The 17,214-nt window shown below is 64.1% G+C and carries 24 protein-coding genes; 3 read left to right on the top strand and 21 right to left on the bottom strand.

Annotation, left to right across the window (positions count from 1 at the left end; all coding sequences use genetic code 11):
• Positions 1-44: 44 nt before the first annotated feature.
• The 3 genes from ccsB to A7V84_RS18655 form a co-directional block, all read right to left on the bottom strand.
• On the bottom strand, positions 45-1,373 hold the full coding sequence (gene ccsB / locus A7V84_RS18645) for a c-type cytochrome biogenesis protein CcsB (RefSeq protein ID WP_025514314.1): 1,329 nt from the start codon (positions 1,371-1,373) through the stop codon (positions 45-47).
• Positions 1,370-3,451 carry a cytochrome c biogenesis protein ResB gene (locus A7V84_RS18650; protein WP_025514316.1) on the bottom strand — a complete coding sequence of 694 codons (2,082 nt, stop codon included), beginning with the start codon at positions 3,449-3,451 and terminating at the stop codon, positions 1,370-1,372. Before A7V84_RS18650 ends, ccsB begins: the two co-directional genes overlap by 4 nt.
• 87 nt (positions 3,452-3,538) lie before the next feature.
• Complete coding sequence (locus A7V84_RS18655) at positions 3,539-4,198, bottom strand: c-type cytochrome (RefSeq protein WP_051348217.1); 660 nt, start codon at positions 4,196-4,198, stop codon at positions 3,539-3,541.
• A gap of 208 nt (positions 4,199-4,406) precedes the next feature.
• Between A7V84_RS18655 and yihA the strand changes: the two genes are divergently transcribed.
• Together yihA and hemB are read left to right on the top strand one after the other, a co-directional pair.
• Positions 4,407-5,030 carry a ribosome biogenesis GTP-binding protein YihA/YsxC gene (gene yihA / locus A7V84_RS18660; RefSeq protein WP_025514321.1) on the top strand — a complete coding sequence of 208 codons (624 nt, stop codon included), beginning with the start codon at positions 4,407-4,409 and terminating at the stop codon, positions 5,028-5,030.
• A complete protein-coding gene (hemB, locus tag A7V84_RS18665; protein ID WP_025514322.1) occupies positions 5,027-6,040 on the top strand; it encodes a porphobilinogen synthase in 1,014 nt (337 codons plus the stop codon). Before yihA ends, hemB begins: the two co-directional genes overlap by 4 nt.
• 23 nt (positions 6,041-6,063) lie before the next feature.
• Here the strand turns inward: hemB and dsbD are convergent, their stop codons facing one another.
• Positions 6,064-7,971 carry a protein-disulfide reductase DsbD gene (gene dsbD, locus A7V84_RS18670; RefSeq protein WP_063491695.1) on the bottom strand — a complete coding sequence of 636 codons (1,908 nt, stop codon included), beginning with the start codon at positions 7,969-7,971 and terminating at the stop codon, positions 6,064-6,066.
• A gap of 9 nt (positions 7,972-7,980) precedes the next feature.
• Positions 7,981-8,322, bottom strand: a complete 342-nt coding sequence (gene cutA / locus A7V84_RS18675) for a divalent-cation tolerance protein CutA (RefSeq protein ID WP_025514326.1) — start codon at positions 8,320-8,322, stop codon at positions 7,981-7,983.
• A gap of 98 nt (positions 8,323-8,420) precedes the next feature.
• On the opposite strand from cutA, the gene A7V84_RS18680 reads away from it, so the two are divergent.
• Positions 8,421-8,855, top strand: coding sequence for an HIT family protein (locus tag A7V84_RS18680; protein WP_025514328.1), 435 nt, complete (start codon positions 8,421-8,423; stop codon positions 8,853-8,855).
• A gap of 58 nt (positions 8,856-8,913) precedes the next feature.
• On the opposite strand, the gene rplQ is transcribed toward A7V84_RS18680, so the two are convergent.
• From rplQ to rplE, 16 genes are all read right to left on the bottom strand, one after another.
• Positions 8,914-9,309, bottom strand: a complete 396-nt coding sequence (rplQ, locus tag A7V84_RS18685) for a 50S ribosomal protein L17 (RefSeq protein WP_025514330.1) — start codon at positions 9,307-9,309, stop codon at positions 8,914-8,916.
• 151 nt (positions 9,310-9,460) lie between these two features.
• The gene (locus A7V84_RS18690) at positions 9,461-10,447 is read right to left on the bottom strand and encodes a DNA-directed RNA polymerase subunit alpha (RefSeq protein ID WP_025514332.1); all 987 of its coding nucleotides are present in this window, start codon (positions 10,445-10,447) and stop codon (positions 9,461-9,463) included.
• A 200-nt stretch (positions 10,448-10,647) separates the two neighbouring features.
• A complete protein-coding gene (rpsD, locus tag A7V84_RS18695; RefSeq protein ID WP_025514334.1) occupies positions 10,648-11,271 on the bottom strand; it encodes a 30S ribosomal protein S4 in 624 nt (207 codons plus the stop codon).
• An 11-nt stretch (positions 11,272-11,282) separates the two neighbouring features.
• A complete protein-coding gene (gene rpsK / locus A7V84_RS18700) occupies positions 11,283-11,684 on the bottom strand; it encodes a 30S ribosomal protein S11 (protein ID WP_003806930.1) in 402 nt (133 codons plus the stop codon).
• 15 nt (positions 11,685-11,699) lie between these two features.
• Positions 11,700-12,065: a 30S ribosomal protein S13 gene (gene rpsM, locus A7V84_RS18705; RefSeq protein WP_025514374.1), complete on the bottom strand. Its 366-nt coding sequence runs from the start codon at positions 12,063-12,065 to the stop codon at positions 11,700-11,702.
• 42 nt (positions 12,066-12,107) lie between these two features.
• The gene (gene rpmJ / locus A7V84_RS18710) at positions 12,108-12,221 is read right to left on the bottom strand and encodes a 50S ribosomal protein L36 (RefSeq protein ID WP_003806928.1); all 114 of its coding nucleotides are present in this window, start codon (positions 12,219-12,221) and stop codon (positions 12,108-12,110) included.
• A 34-nt stretch (positions 12,222-12,255) separates the two neighbouring features.
• Positions 12,256-12,474 (bottom strand): translation initiation factor IF-1, encoded by a 219-nt coding sequence (gene infA, locus A7V84_RS18715; protein ID WP_003806927.1) that lies wholly within the window; start codon positions 12,472-12,474, stop codon positions 12,256-12,258.
• 26 nt (positions 12,475-12,500) lie between these two features.
• On the bottom strand, positions 12,501-13,826 hold the full coding sequence (gene secY / locus A7V84_RS18720) for a preprotein translocase subunit SecY (RefSeq protein ID WP_025514390.1): 1,326 nt from the start codon (positions 13,824-13,826) through the stop codon (positions 12,501-12,503).
• 14 nt (positions 13,827-13,840) lie between these two features.
• The gene (gene rplO / locus A7V84_RS18725; protein WP_038851822.1) at positions 13,841-14,281 is read right to left on the bottom strand and encodes a 50S ribosomal protein L15; all 441 of its coding nucleotides are present in this window, start codon (positions 14,279-14,281) and stop codon (positions 13,841-13,843) included.
• 9 nt (positions 14,282-14,290) lie between these two features.
• On the bottom strand, positions 14,291-14,476 hold the full coding sequence (gene rpmD, locus A7V84_RS18730) for a 50S ribosomal protein L30 (RefSeq protein WP_025514395.1): 186 nt from the start codon (positions 14,474-14,476) through the stop codon (positions 14,291-14,293).
• Between the two features lie 3 nt (positions 14,477-14,479).
• On the bottom strand, positions 14,480-15,001 hold the full coding sequence (rpsE, locus tag A7V84_RS18735) for a 30S ribosomal protein S5 (RefSeq protein ID WP_025514397.1): 522 nt from the start codon (positions 14,999-15,001) through the stop codon (positions 14,480-14,482).
• A gap of 15 nt (positions 15,002-15,016) precedes the next feature.
• A complete protein-coding gene (gene rplR, locus A7V84_RS18740) occupies positions 15,017-15,379 on the bottom strand; it encodes a 50S ribosomal protein L18 (RefSeq protein ID WP_025514399.1) in 363 nt (120 codons plus the stop codon).
• Positions 15,380-15,397: 18 nt separating this feature from the next.
• Positions 15,398-15,931: a 50S ribosomal protein L6 gene (gene rplF, locus A7V84_RS18745; protein ID WP_025514401.1), complete on the bottom strand. Its 534-nt coding sequence runs from the start codon at positions 15,929-15,931 to the stop codon at positions 15,398-15,400.
• Between the two features lie 10 nt (positions 15,932-15,941).
• On the bottom strand, positions 15,942-16,337 hold the full coding sequence (gene rpsH / locus A7V84_RS18750) for a 30S ribosomal protein S8 (RefSeq protein WP_025514403.1): 396 nt from the start codon (positions 16,335-16,337) through the stop codon (positions 15,942-15,944).
• Between the two features lie 10 nt (positions 16,338-16,347).
• Positions 16,348-16,653: a 30S ribosomal protein S14 gene (gene rpsN / locus A7V84_RS18755; RefSeq protein WP_005017321.1), complete on the bottom strand. Its 306-nt coding sequence runs from the start codon at positions 16,651-16,653 to the stop codon at positions 16,348-16,350.
• 12 nt (positions 16,654-16,665) lie between these two features.
• On the bottom strand, positions 16,666-17,205 hold the full coding sequence (gene rplE, locus A7V84_RS18760; RefSeq protein WP_025514406.1) for a 50S ribosomal protein L5: 540 nt from the start codon (positions 17,203-17,205) through the stop codon (positions 16,666-16,668).
• Between the last annotated feature and the right edge of the window lie 9 nt (positions 17,206-17,214).

The raw sequence follows: 17,214 nt of genomic DNA on the forward strand, positions 1-17,214 counted from the left end.
GCCCTTGCGACGCGCCCCCTGGCGGGGCGCGTCGCCCGTCCGGCCTACAGCTCGCCGTAGGAGTGCAGGCCCGACAGGAACATGTTCACGCCCAGGAAGGCAAAGCCGGTGATCAACAGCCCGATCAGCGCCCAATAGGCGGCCATGGTGCCACGCAGGCCCTTGAGCAGGCGCATGTGCAGCCAGGCCGCGTAGTTCAGCCACACGATCAGGGCCCAGGTTTCCTTCGGATCCCATTGCCAGTAGGCACCCCAGGCATCGGCCGCCCACAGCGCGCCCAGCACCGTTGCCACGGTAAAGAAAGCGAACCCCACGGCAATGGCGCGATACATGATGTCATCGAGCACTTCCAGCGGGGGCAGCGCCTGCGCAATGCGGCGGCGCGCCAGCAGAATGGCGCTCACGATCACCACACTGACCCCGCCATAGATCATCCAGGTGGCCGACAGCCCCTCGCTGCGGAACACCATCGGCTCGGCGCACAGCAGCACCCCCAGCACGAATAGCGGCACCAGCTTGCGCCATGACGCGGTTTCCCCATGCTGCTTGACCAGATAGGCGAAACCCACCATGGCCGCCAGCGAGAAGGTGCCGTAGCCGATGAAGTTGGCCGGCACGTGCAGCTTCATCCACCAGCTCTTGAGCGCCGGCACCAGGGGCTGGATCTGGCCTGCGTCGCGGGTGAAGGCATACCAGAGCAGGAACACCATCGCCGAAGAGATCACCAGCAGCACGAAGCCGCCCAGCGCCCGCGTGGCGTACTTGCGTTCGTAGTAGAGATAGAACAGCGCCGTCATGAGCGCGAACAGCACGAAGACTTCGTACAAGTTGCTCACCGGGATGTGGCCCAGGTCAGGGCCCATCAGATGGCCTTCGCGCCAGCGCACCAGCAGCCCGGTCACGCCGGCAAACACCGCGCCCCAGGTCAGGGCCGTACCCAGCCAGGCCGCCGTGGGGCTGACGATGCCGATCCAGTAGCAGGCCGTGGCCAGGATGAACAGCATGCTCATCCACAGGATGGCCGATTGCGACGAGAACAGATACTTGAGCCAGAACACCTCATCGGCGCGCCCCAGATCGTTCTGGTAGAGCAGCAGGGCAAGGCCGGTTGCCAGAGCACAGGCGAGCATCAGGCGGCGCAGCGGCCGCCACAGCCATCCCAGCCAGGCCAGCACGGGCACCGTGCCGCACAGGATCAGCTTCTCGTAGTAATCCATCGCCTGGCTGTAGCGCGTCAGGGCAAAGCCCGCGCCCAGCGCCAGCAACAGGAAGAACACCGCATCGGTCCAGTCGGGCCGGCCGCGGCTGACTCGGCTGTCGCCGGTCTGGGAAAAACTGCCCTGCCAGACAGGGCTGCGGGTGGACGTGCTCATTGCTCACCTCGGGAGGGGCCCAGCGCGGCCCGGAAACGCTCGAATTCCTGGAAGTAGTCCAGTGTACGCTTCTGCGATGTCATTGCCGCCTTGACCTCGCTGCCCTGGGCCTGCGGCTTGATCCAGATCCAGACCCGGCGATCGCGGATGTAGAACATGGCGAATACGCCCAGGATCAGCAACAGACAGCCCAGATAAACCGCGTTCTTGCCCGGCGTACGGCTGACCTGGAAGCCGCTGGCCTGCACCTGCCGGAAATCGCTCAGCGTCAGCAGCACCGGCGCCGGATACAGCGCGAGATCCGACAGCGCCGCCATGGCCGCCTGCTGCCAGCGCGCCTGCTGTTCGGCCTGCGCGCCGCTGTCGGCCAGCGCGGGCATGCCCTGGCGTTCACGCATGATGGCGCGCACATCGAACAACGTGCTGTTGAGCAGGCGCAGCACCACATTGGCCGCACGGTCGACATCGGCCGGATCGGTGGTGCCTTCCAGCAACTCCGACAGCGCGCGCAGCCCGCCATTGGCGAAGGTGTCCAGGCCCCGGCTGGCCGCGCCCGTCAGGGCGGCGCGGTCGGCGCCCGGCGGCAGGTTGCGCTCGACGAACCGGTGCACCGCCTCGGCGCGTACGGCCGGATCGGCCAGCGCCGCGCGCAGCTGCATGAACTCGTCGAGCGAGCCCTGCTCATCGGCCGGGATGCGCAGGTAGGCGTAGTTCTGCGAAGGGTTCTCGCGCACACCGGCCAGGAAAACCTCCAGCCCGTCGAGATCGACCGGCACCATGTAGATGCGGTACTCCTGCGCCTGACCGGCGTTGTCGATCAGCTGGTATTCCACCGTGGGCCCCAGATTGCGCAGACGCTCGTTCTTGCGCCCGGCAGCGCTGCCGGTGACCGCCGCCACATGTTCGCTCAGGCCGCTGCGCGGCGGCGTGGGCGCACCGCCCTCGCCGATGTCTTCCACGTTGATCGGCCGCAGCGCCGTGACATTGAGCTTGTAGCTGTCGGTGGCTGCGCCCGCCACGCTCGCATTGAGCTCATTGCTCTCGCCCACCACGCCCTCGACCTGGAACGTGGCCGGCGAGGTGCCACGCAGCGGGTAGCCGGTCAGCGTGACGGCGCTGCCGCCATCATCGAGGTTGGACTGATAGACCGTGACCCCCTTGTAGCGCAGCGGCTCATTGACCTCGATCACGCGCTTGAAGCTGCTGCCGTCGTCCGGATCGATGATCTCGACATGGCTGGCAAAGCGGCTCGGCATGCCGGTGGAGTAATAGTCGACGTCGAATTTCTCCAGCTTGATGGTAAACGGCAGCGGCTGCACCAGCACGCCATCATCGACCATCACCAGGGCGGTGTTGCGCTCGGCCCCCTCGGGCACCAGCACGTTGGCGCGAAAGCTCGGGTTGCCCAACGGCAGCCGGCCGCTGGCCGGCACATCGGCGATCAGCATGTTCTCGACAATTGGCTGCTTGCCGCCGAACAGCACCTGCAGCCGCACCAGCAGCTCGCTGTCGAGCAGGCCGCCGATACAGATCACCACCATCGCCAGGTGGGCAAAGATATAACCCAGCCGGTTGCTGCTGCCCTTCTTGGCGGCCAGCAGGACGCCGCCAGCCTCGCGCCGCTCACGGACCGCATAGCCCTGGCTGCGCAGCACCCCGCGCAGACGCGCCTCAGCCGCCTCGGGCGTCTCGGGCAAGTCCAGTTCGACGCGCTCAGGAAAAGCCCGCAGGCTGCCCTCTCGCACATGCTCGCGAAACGAGGCGGCATCGCGCAGCATCTTGGGGGCATGACGGATCACGCAGATCGACGTCGACACCACCAGAAAGCCCATGATCAGCAGGAACCACCAGCTGTTATAGACATGCCAGAGCGAGAACTTGTCGAACACCTCGAACCAGAACGGGCCGAACTGATCGACATAGGTATTAGGCGGGCGGTTCTGCGGCAACACTGTGCCGACGATGCTGGCCACGCAGATGAACACCAGCAGGCTGATGGCAAAACGCATCGAACCCAGAAGTTCGAACAGGTCGCGCGACAGGCTGTGGCGCGCAGAGCGGGAATCGGTTTGTGTCATCGCGTATCGGTGAGGGCGCGCCATCCCGTGCCGGCAAGGGCGGGGCATGGTTGCGCCGGCGCTCCAGCGGCTGCGCCGCAAAAGCGTTTAACGTAAGCCCGCAGCATAATCTGCCACAGATTGAATGTCTTGATCCGACATGCGGGAAGCGATGTCCTGCATCACCGGACTCACACCCCGCTCGCCGCTGCGCAACAGCCGCAGTTGCTCCTCCAGATAGGCAGGAAACTGCCCGGCCAGGCGCGGATACTGGCCCGGCAGACCCGCGCCCGCCGGGCCATGACAGGCCGCGCAAGCCGGAATATTGCGTTCCGGCAACCCGCCGCGCCACAAGCGCTGCCCATGCCCGCCCACGTCCTCCTGTGTCGAGGCAGCCGGCTGCCGCAATGGCTGCTCGGCCAGGTAGCGCGCCACGTTGGCGATGTCTTCGGGGGTCAGAGGCTGGGCCATGGGCGTCATGGCAGTGGGCTCGCCTTGCGGGCCCAGGCGCGCCGGCAGCGACGCGCCATCGCGGATCTGGAAATTACGCAGCTGCTGCGCCAGATACTCGTGCGGCTGGGCGGCCAGATTGGGATAAAGGGGAATGTCGCTGTTGCCGGCCTCGCCGTGACAGGATGCACAGGCCAGAATGCCGCGCTCCATGTCACCGTCCAGGTAAAGCCGCGCCCCGGCTGCCGCGTCGGGGCCCGCAGCCACCGCCGGCCCAGCCAGCGATAGGCAAAGCAACACGCCCAGGGTGACGGCCATTCTTGACGGCGCAGGGTGCATCGGTAGACCTCGACAGGCACTGGCCGGATCCGGACGCCCGCCCCGCGAGGGGCGTGCAGCCTGCCGCGGCATGGCCATCCATCGCGACCCGGTGAGCGGCGCCGCAGACCGGCGCCTGGGCACTCAGGCCCCGGCCGCAAACGGGCGATTATACAATGGGGGCTACAACCACCCGATTAGGCGACCCGTGTCCCTTCTTCAACGCGCCTCTTTTTTCGTTTCGGCAGCCCGCCTTGACCAGTTGCCGCCAGCCGGTGCGCCGGAGGTGGCCTTCGTGGGCCGCTCCAATGCGGGCAAGTCCACCGCCATCAACGTGCTGTGCAACCAGCGCCGTCTCGCCTTCTCCAGCAAGACGCCCGGGCGCACGCGCCTGATCAACATGTTCGACCTGCCCGACCCGCTCAATCCCGAACAGCCGCTGGGCTTTCTGGTCGACCTGCCCGGCTACGGCTACGCCTCGGTCGCCGTGAGCGAAAAGGAAAAGTGGGCCGATGTCCTGGGTGGCTACCTGCGCGACCGCAGCTCGCTGGCCGGGATCGTGCTGCTGATCGACATTCGGCGCGGCGTCACCGACCTGGATCGCCGCCTGGCCGACTTCATCGCCCCCACCGGCCGGCCGGTGCTGGCGCTGCTGACCAAGGCCGACAAACTGCCCTATGGCCAGCGGGTACGCACCGTGTTCGCGGTACGCAAGCAATTGGCGGATATCGGTGCGCTGCACACCGTGCCCTTCTCCGCCACGGAGCGCATCGGCCTGGAAGAAGCCAGTGCGCAAATCGAGAACTGGATCTCTCCCAAGGTAGTGCCATGACCCCGAAGCTCATCACCCCCGCCTTTCCTGTCGCGCGTGCGCGCCGCCTGCGCCGTGACGACTTCACCCGCCGCCTCGTGCGCGAGAACACCCTGACCACCGACGACCTGATCTATCCGGTCTTCGTGGCCGAAGGCAAAGGCCTGCAGCAGCCGGTCGCCTCGTTGCCCGGCGTGGTGCGCTATTCGCCCGATACCCTGATGCCGGTCGCCGAACGCTGCCTGGAGCTGGGCATCCCGGTGCTGTCGCTCTTTCCGGCGATCGACCCCGCGCTCAAGACCCCCGATGGCATCGAGGCAACCAACCCCGACGGCCTCATCCCGCGTGTGGTTGCCGAACTGAAACAGCGCTTCCCCGAACTGGGCGTGCTGACCGACGTGGCGCTCGACCCGTACACCAGCCACGGCCAGGATGGCGTAATCGACGCCGACGGCTACGTCGTCAATGAGCCCACCGTGGAAATCCTGGTGCGCCAGGCCCTGGTGCAGGCACAGGCGGGCGTGGACATCGTCGCACCCAGCGACATGATGGACGGGCGCGTCGGCGCCATCCGCCAGGCGCTGGAAGCCGACGGCCATATTCACACGCGCATCATGGCCTACTCGGCCAAGTACGCCAGCGCCTTCTATGGCCCGTTCCGCGACGCGGTCGGCTCGGCCAGCAATCTGGGCAAGTCCAATAAAATGGCCTATCAGATGGACCCGGCCAACATCGACGAAGCCCTGCGCGAAGTGGCCGGCGATCTGGCCGAAGGCGCCGACATGGTGATGGTCAAGCCCGGCATGCCCTATCTGGATGTGCTGCGCCGCGTGAAAGACACCTTCCGCGTGCCGACCTTTGCCTATCAGGTCAGCGGCGAGTACGCCATGATCAAGGCGGCTGCCGCCAATGGCTGGCTCGACCACGACAAGGTCATGATGGAAGCCCTGCTGGCCTTCAAGCGGGCGGGCGCCGATGGCATCCTGACCTACTTCGCCATCGAAGCGGCGGAACTGCTGCGGCGCGCCTGAGCGACGCGCCTCCGGCTGCGCGGCTAGCGGCGCGCCTGCGCCGCAGCCTCATCCAGCGAGGCGGCGAAACGCGCCGCATCCTGGAAACCCACCACACGCGGCTCGGCCAGCTCGCGCCCGCCGGGCGCAAAGAACAGGATGCCCGGCGGCCCGAACAGGTCGAAGCGCTTGAGCAAGGCGCGGTCATCGGCATTGTTCTGGGTGACGTCGGCCTGCAGCAGCAACATGCCCGCCATGCGCTGCGCCACAGCCGGATCGCTGAACGTGAAACGCTCCATTTCGCGGCACGATACGCACCAATCGGCATAGAAATCCAGCATCACCGGCTGGGTGCTGGCGGCCAGGGCGGCGTCCAGCTCGGCCACCGTGCGCACCCGCTTGAACGTCGGATGCGGCGCTGCCGCCACGGCCGTGCCTTCTCGCGCGGCCAGGTGCCCCAACGGCGCCAGCGCATCGCGCCCGCCGCTGGCCAGCCCCACGACCCACGCCAGCGCGGCCAGCGCCAGCAGCAGGCCCAGACCCTTGGCGAACATGCGCGCCGCGCCGGCCTGCGCCGGCAGCGGCTCGAAGGCGCGCAGCATCACCGCACTGACCAGCGCCAGCAGGGCCCACCCCAGCATCAGCGCCCAGGCCGGCACCACCGGGATCAGCATCCACCAGGCCGTGGCCAGCAACAACATGCCGAACAGCCGCTTGACCCCTTCCATCCAGGGACCGGCCTTGGGCAACAGCGCGCGCGAAGAGGCCCCCACCAGCAGCAACGGCACACCCATGCCCCAGGCCATGGCGAACAGGGCCGCAGCCCCCAGCGCCACATCGCCCGTCTGGGAGATGTACAGCAGGGCGCCCGCCAGGGGCGCCGCCACGCAGGGGCCGACGATCAGCGCGGATATTGCCCCCATCAGCCAGGCGCCCGCATAGTGCCCGCCCGGAATGCGGTCGGCGCGCGCGCTCAGGCGGGCTTGCCAGCTGGCCGGCAACTGCAGGGTATAGGCATCGAACATTGCCAGCGCCAGCAGGGCCAGCAGACCGGCAAACAGCGCCAGCACCCAGGGCGTCTGCAACCAGGCCGCCAAGCCGGCGCCGCTCAAGCCGGCAGCCACGCCCAACAGGGTGTAGATCAGCGACATGCCCAGCACATAGGCGGCCGCCAACCCCAGGCCGCGTCGTCGGGAGGCGTTGGCCGCCCCGCCATCGCGACCGATGATGATGGACGAAAGAATCGGAATCATCGGCAGCACGCAAGGCGTGAACGCCAGCAGCAGCCCCAGGAGGAAGAAAACACCCGCCGTCTTCAGCAGGCCCAGTCCGCCGATCGCATCAGCCAAGCCGCGGTCACCGGACTCCAGCAAGGCGCCCAAACCGCCCGTCGGCGTCGACACGCCGGCTGCGGCCGGGGCGGGGCCGGCCTGCAACGCCTGGGCCTCCTGACCTGGCTCGATGGCGCTCACGCGCACCTCGGGCACACCGTCCCGCGGCGTCACGGACACCAGATGCGACATCGGGGGATAGCACAGCCCGGCATCGGCGCATCCCTGGCTGGTCACGCGCAGCCGCGCCGCCTCGCCCCGCAGCGTCATGGGCAACCGGATCCGCACATTGTCGTGATAGACCTCCATGTCCTGCTCGAAGGTCGGGTCGTACTTGACTTCGCCGGCCGGAAACTCGGCCTGCGCCGTATCGATGGCTCCCGCAGGCACGGCCTCCAGGTCGAAGCGCTCGCGGTACATGTAGTAGCCCGGCGCCACCTTGAAGTCCAGTTCCAGGGCGTTGTCGCCCACGGCGCGCGCCGTCAGGCCGAAGGCCTGTTCCGGGGCCAGGAAATCCTCCTGGGCCTGAGCCGTCGCGGCGGCCAGCGCCAGCCAGAGGGCCAGCAAGGCCGCCAAAACGCCGGCCCACGGACCGCCACGCCGATTCAACACTCGCTGCATTGCATCCTCTTAATCCGAAGCCGGCTGGCGGGTCTGCTCGCGCACCCAGTCCAGGTAGGCCGTCAGGCCGCCCGTCACGGGCAGCACGATGATCTCCGGCACCTCATAGGGGTGCAGACGGCCAAGCGCCTGCACCACCGCCTCCTGGGCGCCACGAGTGGTCTTGATGGTCAGGGGGATCTCTTCGGCCTGTTCGACCGCGCCCTGCCACCGATAGACAGACACGATGGGCGCGCCAAGGTTCACGCAGGCGGCCAGCCCCTGTCCGACCAGACCCTGCGCAATCTGCCTGGCGATCGCCGTATCCGGCGCATTGCTGACGATCAGCACAACGTCGTCATCTCGCAACATGTACGCTCCCCCTCAAAGACCTGCACGCTCGACTCGGGGTATTTTATGGGATCGATCAAGGGGCCGGATCCACAACGCCCCGCTCAGGAGACCCAACCATGCAGGACAGCTGTTTGTTCTGCCGCATCGCGCGGCACGAGCTACCGGCCCACATCATCCACGAAGACAGCCGCGTGCTGGCTTTCCTGGACATCCATCCGGTGCGCCGGGGCCACGTATTGATCATCCCCAAGCAGCACTATCCCTACTTTGAGGACATGCCTGCCGATCTGGCCGGACATATCGTCAATCTGGGTCAGAAGCTGGCCCGCCACATGAAGCAGATCTACGGCGTGGAACGCGTGGGCCTGGCCTTCACCGGCATCCATGTGGCGCATGCGCATGCCCACATCATTCCCATGCACCACCCCCAGGACATCACCTCCACGCAGTACATCGCACAGCGCGACCTGGACTTCATCATGCCGCCGCAGGCCGACAGCGCCCTGCTGCAGGCCGCAGCCGACGAATTACGCCAGGCGCTGGGCGCCTGATCCGGGCGGACATAAAAAAAGCGGGCCGAAGCCCGCTTTTTCCGCTGAGGGCAATGCCTTATTCGGCAGCGCCTTCCGCTTCGGAAGCATCCACTTCCGGACGGTCAACCAGCTCCATGAAAGCCATGGGAGCGTTGTCGCCCTGACGGAAGCCCATCTTCAGGACACGGGTGTAGCCGCCGTTGCGGGCCGCGTAGCGCGGGCCGATTTCGGCGAACAGCTTGACCACGGCGTCGCGATCGCGCAGACGGGCAAAAGCCAGGCGCTTGTTCGCGAGCGTGGGCTCCTTGCCCAGCGTGATGAGGGGTTCGATGACGCGGCGCAGTTCTTTCGCCTTCGGCAGCGTGGTCTTGATCGCTTCGTGGGTGATCAGCGAAACAGCCATGTTGCGGAACATGGCCAGACGATGGCTGCTGGTGCGGTTGAGTTTGCGCAGTCCGTTACCGTGACGCATGGTGATTTTCCTTTGAATCTAAAAGATGGCGTTTCCGCCATCGGGTTGCCGGCTCTTCTATCGACGCGCCAGGGGCGCGCCGCGGTCCGGTGGAATCGGGTTACCCGGCCGAAGCCGGTCGGGCGCGGCGAAACGCCGCGCCCTTTGACAATTACGGACGCTCCAGGCCCAGCGGGGGCCAGTTTTCCAGCTTCATGCCGAGCGTCAGGCCGCGTGCGGCCAGGACTTCCTTGATTTCGTTGAGCGACTTGCGGCCCAGGTTCGGGGTCTTGAGCAGCTCGTTCTCGGTACGCTGGATCAGGTCGCCGATGTAGTAGATGTTCTCGGCCTTCAGGCAGTTGGCCGAACGCACCGTCAGCTCCAGATCGTCGACCGGGCGCAGCAGCACCGGATCGATCTGCGGGGTGCCGCGCACCGGCGCTTCGTAGGAGTCGCCAGCACCTTCCAGGGCGGCGAACACCGAGATCTGGTCCATCAGGATGCGGGCCGACTGGCGCACGGCTTCCTCGGGCGAGATCACGCCATCGGTCTCGATGTCCAGCACCAGCTTGTCCAGGTCGGTACGCTGCTCGACGCGGGCGCTCTCGACGGCATAGCTGACGCGACGCACGGGGCTGAACGAAGCGTCCAGCACGATGCGGCCGATGGTGTGGGTGCGGTCTTCCGACAGCGCACGCACGTTGCCCGGCACGTAGCCGCGGCCCTTCTCGACCTTGATCTGCATCTCCAGCTTGCCGGCATCGGTCAGGTTGCAGATGGGATGGTCGGGGTTCACGATTTCGACGTCGTGCGGCAGCTCGATGTCGCTGGCCAGCACCTGGCCGGCGCCGGTCTTGCGCAGGATCAGCGTGACTTCGTCGCGGTTGTGCAGCTTGAACACCACGCCCTTCAGGTTCAGCAGGATGTCGACGACGTCCTCGCGCACGCCCGGGATGGTCGAATACTCGTGCACCACGCCCGTCATCTGCACTTCGGTCGGCGCAAAGCCGGTCATCGAAGACAGCAGGATGCGGCGCAGGGCGTTACCCAGCGTATGGCCGTAACCGCGCTCGAAAGGCTCCATCACGATCTTGGCGTGGTTGGGGCCGATGGGTTCGACCTCGATGGAGCGCGGTTTCAGAAAACCTTGATTGGACATGGAGCAAGTTCCTTTTCAATACCCTCGGCTCGTTACACCGATAAGGCTGATGGAAATGAATCGGTAATCAGCCGCCTGACGGGCAAACCCGCGGGGCCGTATGACTGCGGGGGGTAAACACCGCAAAGCCCGCCAGGGCCAACAGGCCTGGGCGGGCTGGATTCGCAGTATAACCGAAGCGGGCGCGAGCCCGCTGCAGATTAACGCGAGTACAGTTCGACAACCATCGACTCGTTGATGTCGCGGGCGACATCAGCGCGGTCGGGAGCCGACTTGAACGTACCGGTCAGCTTGTTGGTGTCGACTTCCACCCACTGCGGCATGCCAATGCTCGAAGCCAGATCCAGCGATTCGCGGATACGGGCTTGCTTCTTGGCGCCTTCACGGATGGTGATGACGTCGCCGGCCTTGACCAGCATCGAGGCGATGTCGGCGGTGCGGCCGTTCAGCTCGATGGCGCGGTGGCTCACCAGCTGGCGGGCTTCAGCGCGGGTCGAACCGAAACCCATGCGATACACCACGTTGTCCAGACGCGATTCGAGCAGCTGGATCAGCGTTTCGCCGGTGTTGCCGCGACGACGCTCGGCTTCAACGAAGTACTTGCGGAATTGCTTCTCGAGCACACCGTACATGCGCTTGAGTTTTTGCTTTTCGCGCAGCTGCAGACCGTAGTCAGAGGTGCGAGCACCCGAAGTACGGCCATGCTGGCCAGGCTTGGAATCCAGTTTGCACTTGGAGTCCAGCGAGCGACGAGCGCTCTTCAGGAACAGGTCAGTACCCTCGCGGCGCGAGAGCTTGCACTTGGGACCAATATAACGAGCCATGGAGGTTCCCCTTAGATACGACGACGCTTCGGCGGACGGCAGCCGTTGTGCGGAACGGGCGTGATATCGGCAATGCTCGAAATCTTGATGCCCAGCGCGTTCAGAGCACGCACCGACGACTCGCGGCCGGGGCCGGGGCCCTTGATGCGGACTTCGAGGGTCTTGATGCCGTACTCCATTGCCACGCGGCCAGCCGTTTCGGCGGCGACCTGAGCAGCGAACGGGGTCGACTTGCGCGAGCCCTTGAAACCGGCACCACCCGAGGTTGCCCACGACAGGGCGTTGCCCTGACGATCGGTAATGGTGATGATGGTATTGTTGAACGACGCGTGAACGTGCGCGATGCCGTCCGAGACGTTCTTCTTAACCTTTTTGCGCACGCGCGAAGCGCCGCTGGTGGAAGCTTTCGCCATAATCTAAATCCTCGATTATTTCTTCAGGGACGCAGCAGCACGACGCGGGCCCTTGCGGGTGCGAGCGTTGGTGCGAGTGCGCTGGCCGCGCACCGGCAGACCGCGCTTGTGACGCATACCGCGATAGGTTCCCAGGTCGATCAAACGCTTGATCGAGAGCTGCACTTCACGACGCAGGTCGCCTTCGACGGTGAACACGCCAACGTGTTCACGGATGCGTTCCAACTCAGCGTCGGTCAGATCTTTGACCTTTTTGGTAACGGGCACACCAGCAGCTTCGCAGATCTTGCGGGCGCGCGTACGACCGATGCCAAAAATGGCGGTCAGGCCGATCTCGGCGTGCTGTTGCGGCGGAATGTTAATGCCAGCAATACGGGCCATGACTGTTCCTTGATTTAATCCGTTGCGTAACGCTAACCAGGGTTAGCCTTGACGCTGCTTGTGACGCGGGTCGGTGCAGATGACGCGCACCACGCCGTGACGTTTGATAACTTTGCAATTGCGGCAGATCCGCTTAACCGATGCCATTACTTTCATGGTTGACTCCTAATTTTCCGTAATCCGGTTCCGCCTATTTTGAGCGGAAGACAATCCTGGCCCTCGTCAGGTCATAGGGCGTGAGCTCCACCGTGACCTTATCTCCGGGAAGGATCCGGATGTAATGCATGCGCATCTTGCCGGAAATATGGCCCAACACCACGTGGCCGTTTTCGAGCTTGACGCGAAATGTCGCGTTGGGGAGGTTCTCAAGAACCTCGCCCTGCATCTGGATGACGTCGTCCTTTGACATGCTTTCTGCTCAAGGCTAGAGAACATCTATCGCATAGGCAAACCCGCACCCTTGAAGTTGGCCTTCTTGAGCAACGAGTCGTACTGGTGAGACATCATGTAGGCCTGAACTTGCGCCATGAAATCCATCGTCACCACAACAATAATCAACAGAGACGTCCCACCGAAGTAGAACGGTACGTTCCAGCGCATCACCATGAATTCCGGCAGCAAGCACACAAGCGTGATGTAGAGGGCACCAGCCAGCGTGAGACGCATCAGAATCTTGTCGATGTAGCGCGCGGTTTGTTCACCAGGGCGGATGCCCGGGACGAACGCACCACTCTTCTTCAGGTTATCTGCCGTTTCGCGGCTGTTGAACACCAGAGCCGTGTAGAAAAAGCAGAAGAAGATGATCGCGACAGAATACAGCGTGATGTAGAGCGGTTGACGAGGTTCAAGCGCAGCAGCCAGATCGCGCAGCCACCCCAGGCTTTCGCCCGTGGCAAACCAGCTGGTGACCGTAGCCGGGAAGAGAATGATCGACGATGCGAAGATCGGCGGAATCACCCCTGCCATGTTCAGCTTGAGCGGCAAATGCGAGCTTTGACCGCCGTAGATCTTGTTGCCCACCTGGCGCTTGGCATAGTTCACCGTGATCTTGCGCTGTCCGCGTTCGACGAACACCACAAACGCCGTCACCAGCACGACCAGAGCCACGATGAACAGTGCGGAGATCACCGACATCGAGTTGGTGCGCACCAGGTCCAGCAGCCCCGCCAGCGCCGAGGGCAAGCCCGCGACGATACCGGTGAAGATCAGGATCGAAATACCATTGCCCAGACCACGCTCGGTAATCTGCTCACCCAGCCACATGACGAACATGGTGCCGGTGACCAGCGTCACCACCGTGGTGAAGCGGAACAACATACCTGCATCGACCACAAGCCCCGGCTGGGACTCCAACGCTACCGAAATGCCCACAGCCTGCACCAGCGCCAGCAATACCGTGCCGTAGCGGGTGTACTGAGTGATCTTGCGCCGGCCGGCTTCGCCCTCTTTCTTGAGGGCTTCCAGCGACGGCATCACCACCGACATCAACTGCATGATGATGGATGCCGAAATGTACGGCATGATCCCCAGGGCAAAGATCGAAAAGCGCGAGAGCGCACCGCCCGAGAACATGTTGAACAGGCCCAGGATCCCGCCCTCGTTCTGGCGGAACAAGTCCGCCAGCGCGTCCGGATTGATGCCCGGGACAGGGATGTGGGTACCAAGACGGTAAACCACCAGGGCGAGGATCAGAAACACCAGCCGGCGCTTCAGATCACCGTACCGGGATCCGGTCTTACCCAGTGCCTGCGCTTTAGCCACGCGTCACCTCGCGATCAGGCAAGCGAGCCGCCCGCGGCCTCGACAGCGGCGCGAGCGCCAGCCGTCGCAGTGATGCCGCGAAGCACCACTTTGCGCGAGAGTTCACCCGACTTGATGACCTTGGCGAAACGCACTGCCTGGCCAACCACACCCGCGGCCTTCAGCGCCTGAAGATCGATTTCCTCGATATCCAGACCCTGCAGCTCGGACAGACGCACTTCGGCGAACAGGTGACGACCCAGCGGGGTGAAACCACGCTTGGGCAGGCGACGCTGCAGCGGCATCTGACCGCCTTCGAAGCCAACCTTGTGGAAGCCGCCCGAACGCGACTTCTGGCCCTTGTGGCCGCGGCCACCGGTTTTACCCAGGCCCGAGCCGATACCGCGGCCAAGGCGACGCTTGGCGTGCTTGGCGCCCTCGGCGGGCTTGATGGAATTAAGTTGAATTTCCGACATCGTGATTCCTTAGCCTTCCGACACGGAGACGAGGTATTCGACCTTGCGGATCATACCGCGCACTTCCGGGGTGTCGACGAGCACACGGCTGCTATTGAGACCGCGCAGGCCCAGGCCGCGAATGGTATCGCGGTGGGATTGCTTGGTGCCAATGACCGAGCGCACGAGCGTAACTTTGATCTGCTTCTGAGCCATGACTTACCCCAGGATCTCTTCGACGGTCTTGCCGCGCTTGGCAGCAACGTCCGACGGGGTCAGGGAATTGCGCAGGCCGTTCAACGTGGCGCGAACCAGGTTGTACGGGTTGCTCGAGCCCAGGCTCTTGGCAACGACGTTACGCACACCCATCACTTCGAAAATGGCGCGCATCGGGCCACCGGCGATCACGCCAGTACCTTCAGCGGCCGGCGAAATCAGCACCGTCGAGGCGCCGTGCTTGCCCACCACGGTGTGGTAGAGCGTGCCGTTCTTCAGGGCAACCTTGAACATGCCGCGACGGGCCTGTTCCATTGCCTTCTGGACCGACACCGGCACTTCGCGCGCCTTGCCCTTGCCCATGCCGATACGACCATCGCCGTCGCCGACCACGCTCAGCGCAGCAAAGCTCATGGTGCGACCACCCTTGACCACTTTGCTCACGCGGTTGACCGCGATCATCTTCTCGCGCAGACCGTCGTCGTTCTCTTTTTCCGCGGCGTTCTTGCCTTGTACTTTAGCCATGTGACTGATCCTCGCTTAGAACTTCAGGCCGGCTTCACGCGCGGCTTCGGCCAGCGCCTTGACGCGGCCATGGTAACGAAAGCCCGAGCGATCGAAGGCAACCAGTTCGATACCAGCAGCCTTGGCCTTCTCGGCCACGCGCTTGCCGATCAGCGCGGCAGCAGCGGCATTGCCACCAGCGCCGGCGCCAGACAGCTGCGCACGCACTTCGGCTTCCAGCGTCGAGGCGCTGACGACCACACGATCGCCTTCCGGCGAAATGATGTTGGCGTAGATGTGCAGGTTCGAGCGGTAGACCGAGAGGCGATGAACGCCCAGCTGCGCGATCTTCCGGCGGGTCGGTACCGCACGACGCAAACGGGAAACTTTTTTGTCCATGATTCGTCCTTGTCGCCTTTACTTCTTCTTGGTCTCTTTGATGACGACGCGTTCATCAGCGTAACGCACGCCCTTGCCCTTGTAGGGTTCGGGTTCGCGGTATGCGCGGATTTCAGCGGCCACCTGACCGACGACTTGCTTGTTGGCGCCCTTGATGATGATTTCCGTCTGCGAGGGGCATTCGGCCTTCACACCAGCAGGCAGCTGATGCAGGATGTCGTGCGAAAAGCCCAGTTGCAGCTTGACGGCATCACCTTGGACGGAGGCGCGGAAACCCACGCCGACCAGGTTCAGCTTGCGCTCGAAGCCCTTGCTCACGCCGGTCACCATGTTGGCGACCAGAGCGCGCAGGGTGCCCGACATGGCGTTGGCGTGACGCGAGTCATTGGCAACGATGAACGACAGCTTGCCGCCGTCTTCGTTGATGATGACATCGCCGGTCAGCGACTGCACCAGCGTGCCCAGCGGGCCCTTCACGGTGATCTGGTCCGACTGGATGTTGGCTTCAACACCCTTCGGCAGTTCTACCGGATATTTAGCGATACGTGACATTCGACTCTCCTTAGGCCACGTAGCACAGGACTTCGCCGCCCACGCCATTGGCGCGAGCCTTGCGGTCGGTCATCACGCCGCGCGAGGTCGAAACGATAGCCACGCCCAGGCCGTTCATGACCTGAGGAATGTTGCTGCGGCCCTTGTAGATACGCAGACCGGGGCGCGAGACGCGTTCGATGCGCTCGATGACCGGGCGGCCGGCGTAGTACTTCAGGGTGATTTCCAGCTCAGGCTTGGCCTGGCTGCCCTTGATTTCAAAGCCGTCGATGTAGCCTTCGTCTTTCAGCACAGCGGCAATGGCCGCCTTCAGCTTCGAGGAGGGCATGTTCACCGTGGTTTTGTCGACTTGCTGCGCATTGCGAATGCGGGTCAGCATATCGGCGATGGGATCGCTCATGCTCATATTCGTTCTCCTACCAGCTGGCCTTGGTCATGCCGGGCACTTCGCCCTTCATGGCCATTTCACGCAGTTTGTGACGGGTCAGGCCGAACTTGCGGAACACGCCGCGCGGACGACCGGTCACCACGCAACGATTGCGCTGACGCGTCGGGTTGGCATTGCGCGGCAGCTGTTGCAGCTTGAGCCGAGCCTGGTAACGTTCTTCGTCGGTCTTCGACTGATCGTCGATGATCGCTTTCAGTTCGGCGCGGCGAGCGGCGAACTTGTCAGCCAGCTTGGCGCGCTTGATATCGCGATTGATGAGGGAGAGTTTAGCCACGTCATCAGCCCCTTAGTTGCGGAACGGGAAGCTGAAGGCCGCAAGCAGCGCCTTGGCTTCGTCGTCGGTCTTGGCGGTGGTGGTGATGCTGATGTTCAGCCCACGCAGCGCGTCGATCTTGTCGTACTCGATTTCGGGGAAAATGATCTGCTCTTTTACCCCGATGTTGTAGTTGCCACGGCCGTCAAATGCACGACCCGACACACCGCGGAAGTCGCGCACGCGAGGCAGCGCAACCGCCACCAGGCGATCCAGGAATTCGTACATGCGTTGACCACGCAGCGTCACCATGCAACCGATCGGGTAGTTTTCACGGATCTTGAAGCCGGCGATAGCCTTGCGCGTCTTGGTGACGACGGGCTTCTGGCCGGAGATCTTGGTGAGGTCCGAGACGGCGTGTTCGATGACCTTCTTGTCAGCCACGGCTTCCGAGACACCCATGTTCAGGGTGATCTTGGTGATGCGCGGGACTTCCATCACGGTCTTGTAGTCGAACTTGGCTTGCAGGTCGGCAACGACCTTGCTCTTGTAGAAATCTTGCAAACGAGACATGTCTTTCGC

The organism is Bordetella trematum, assembly GCF_900078335.1.
In the GTDB taxonomy this organism is placed as follows: Bacteria; Pseudomonadota; Gammaproteobacteria; order Burkholderiales; family Burkholderiaceae_B; genus Bordetella; species Bordetella trematum.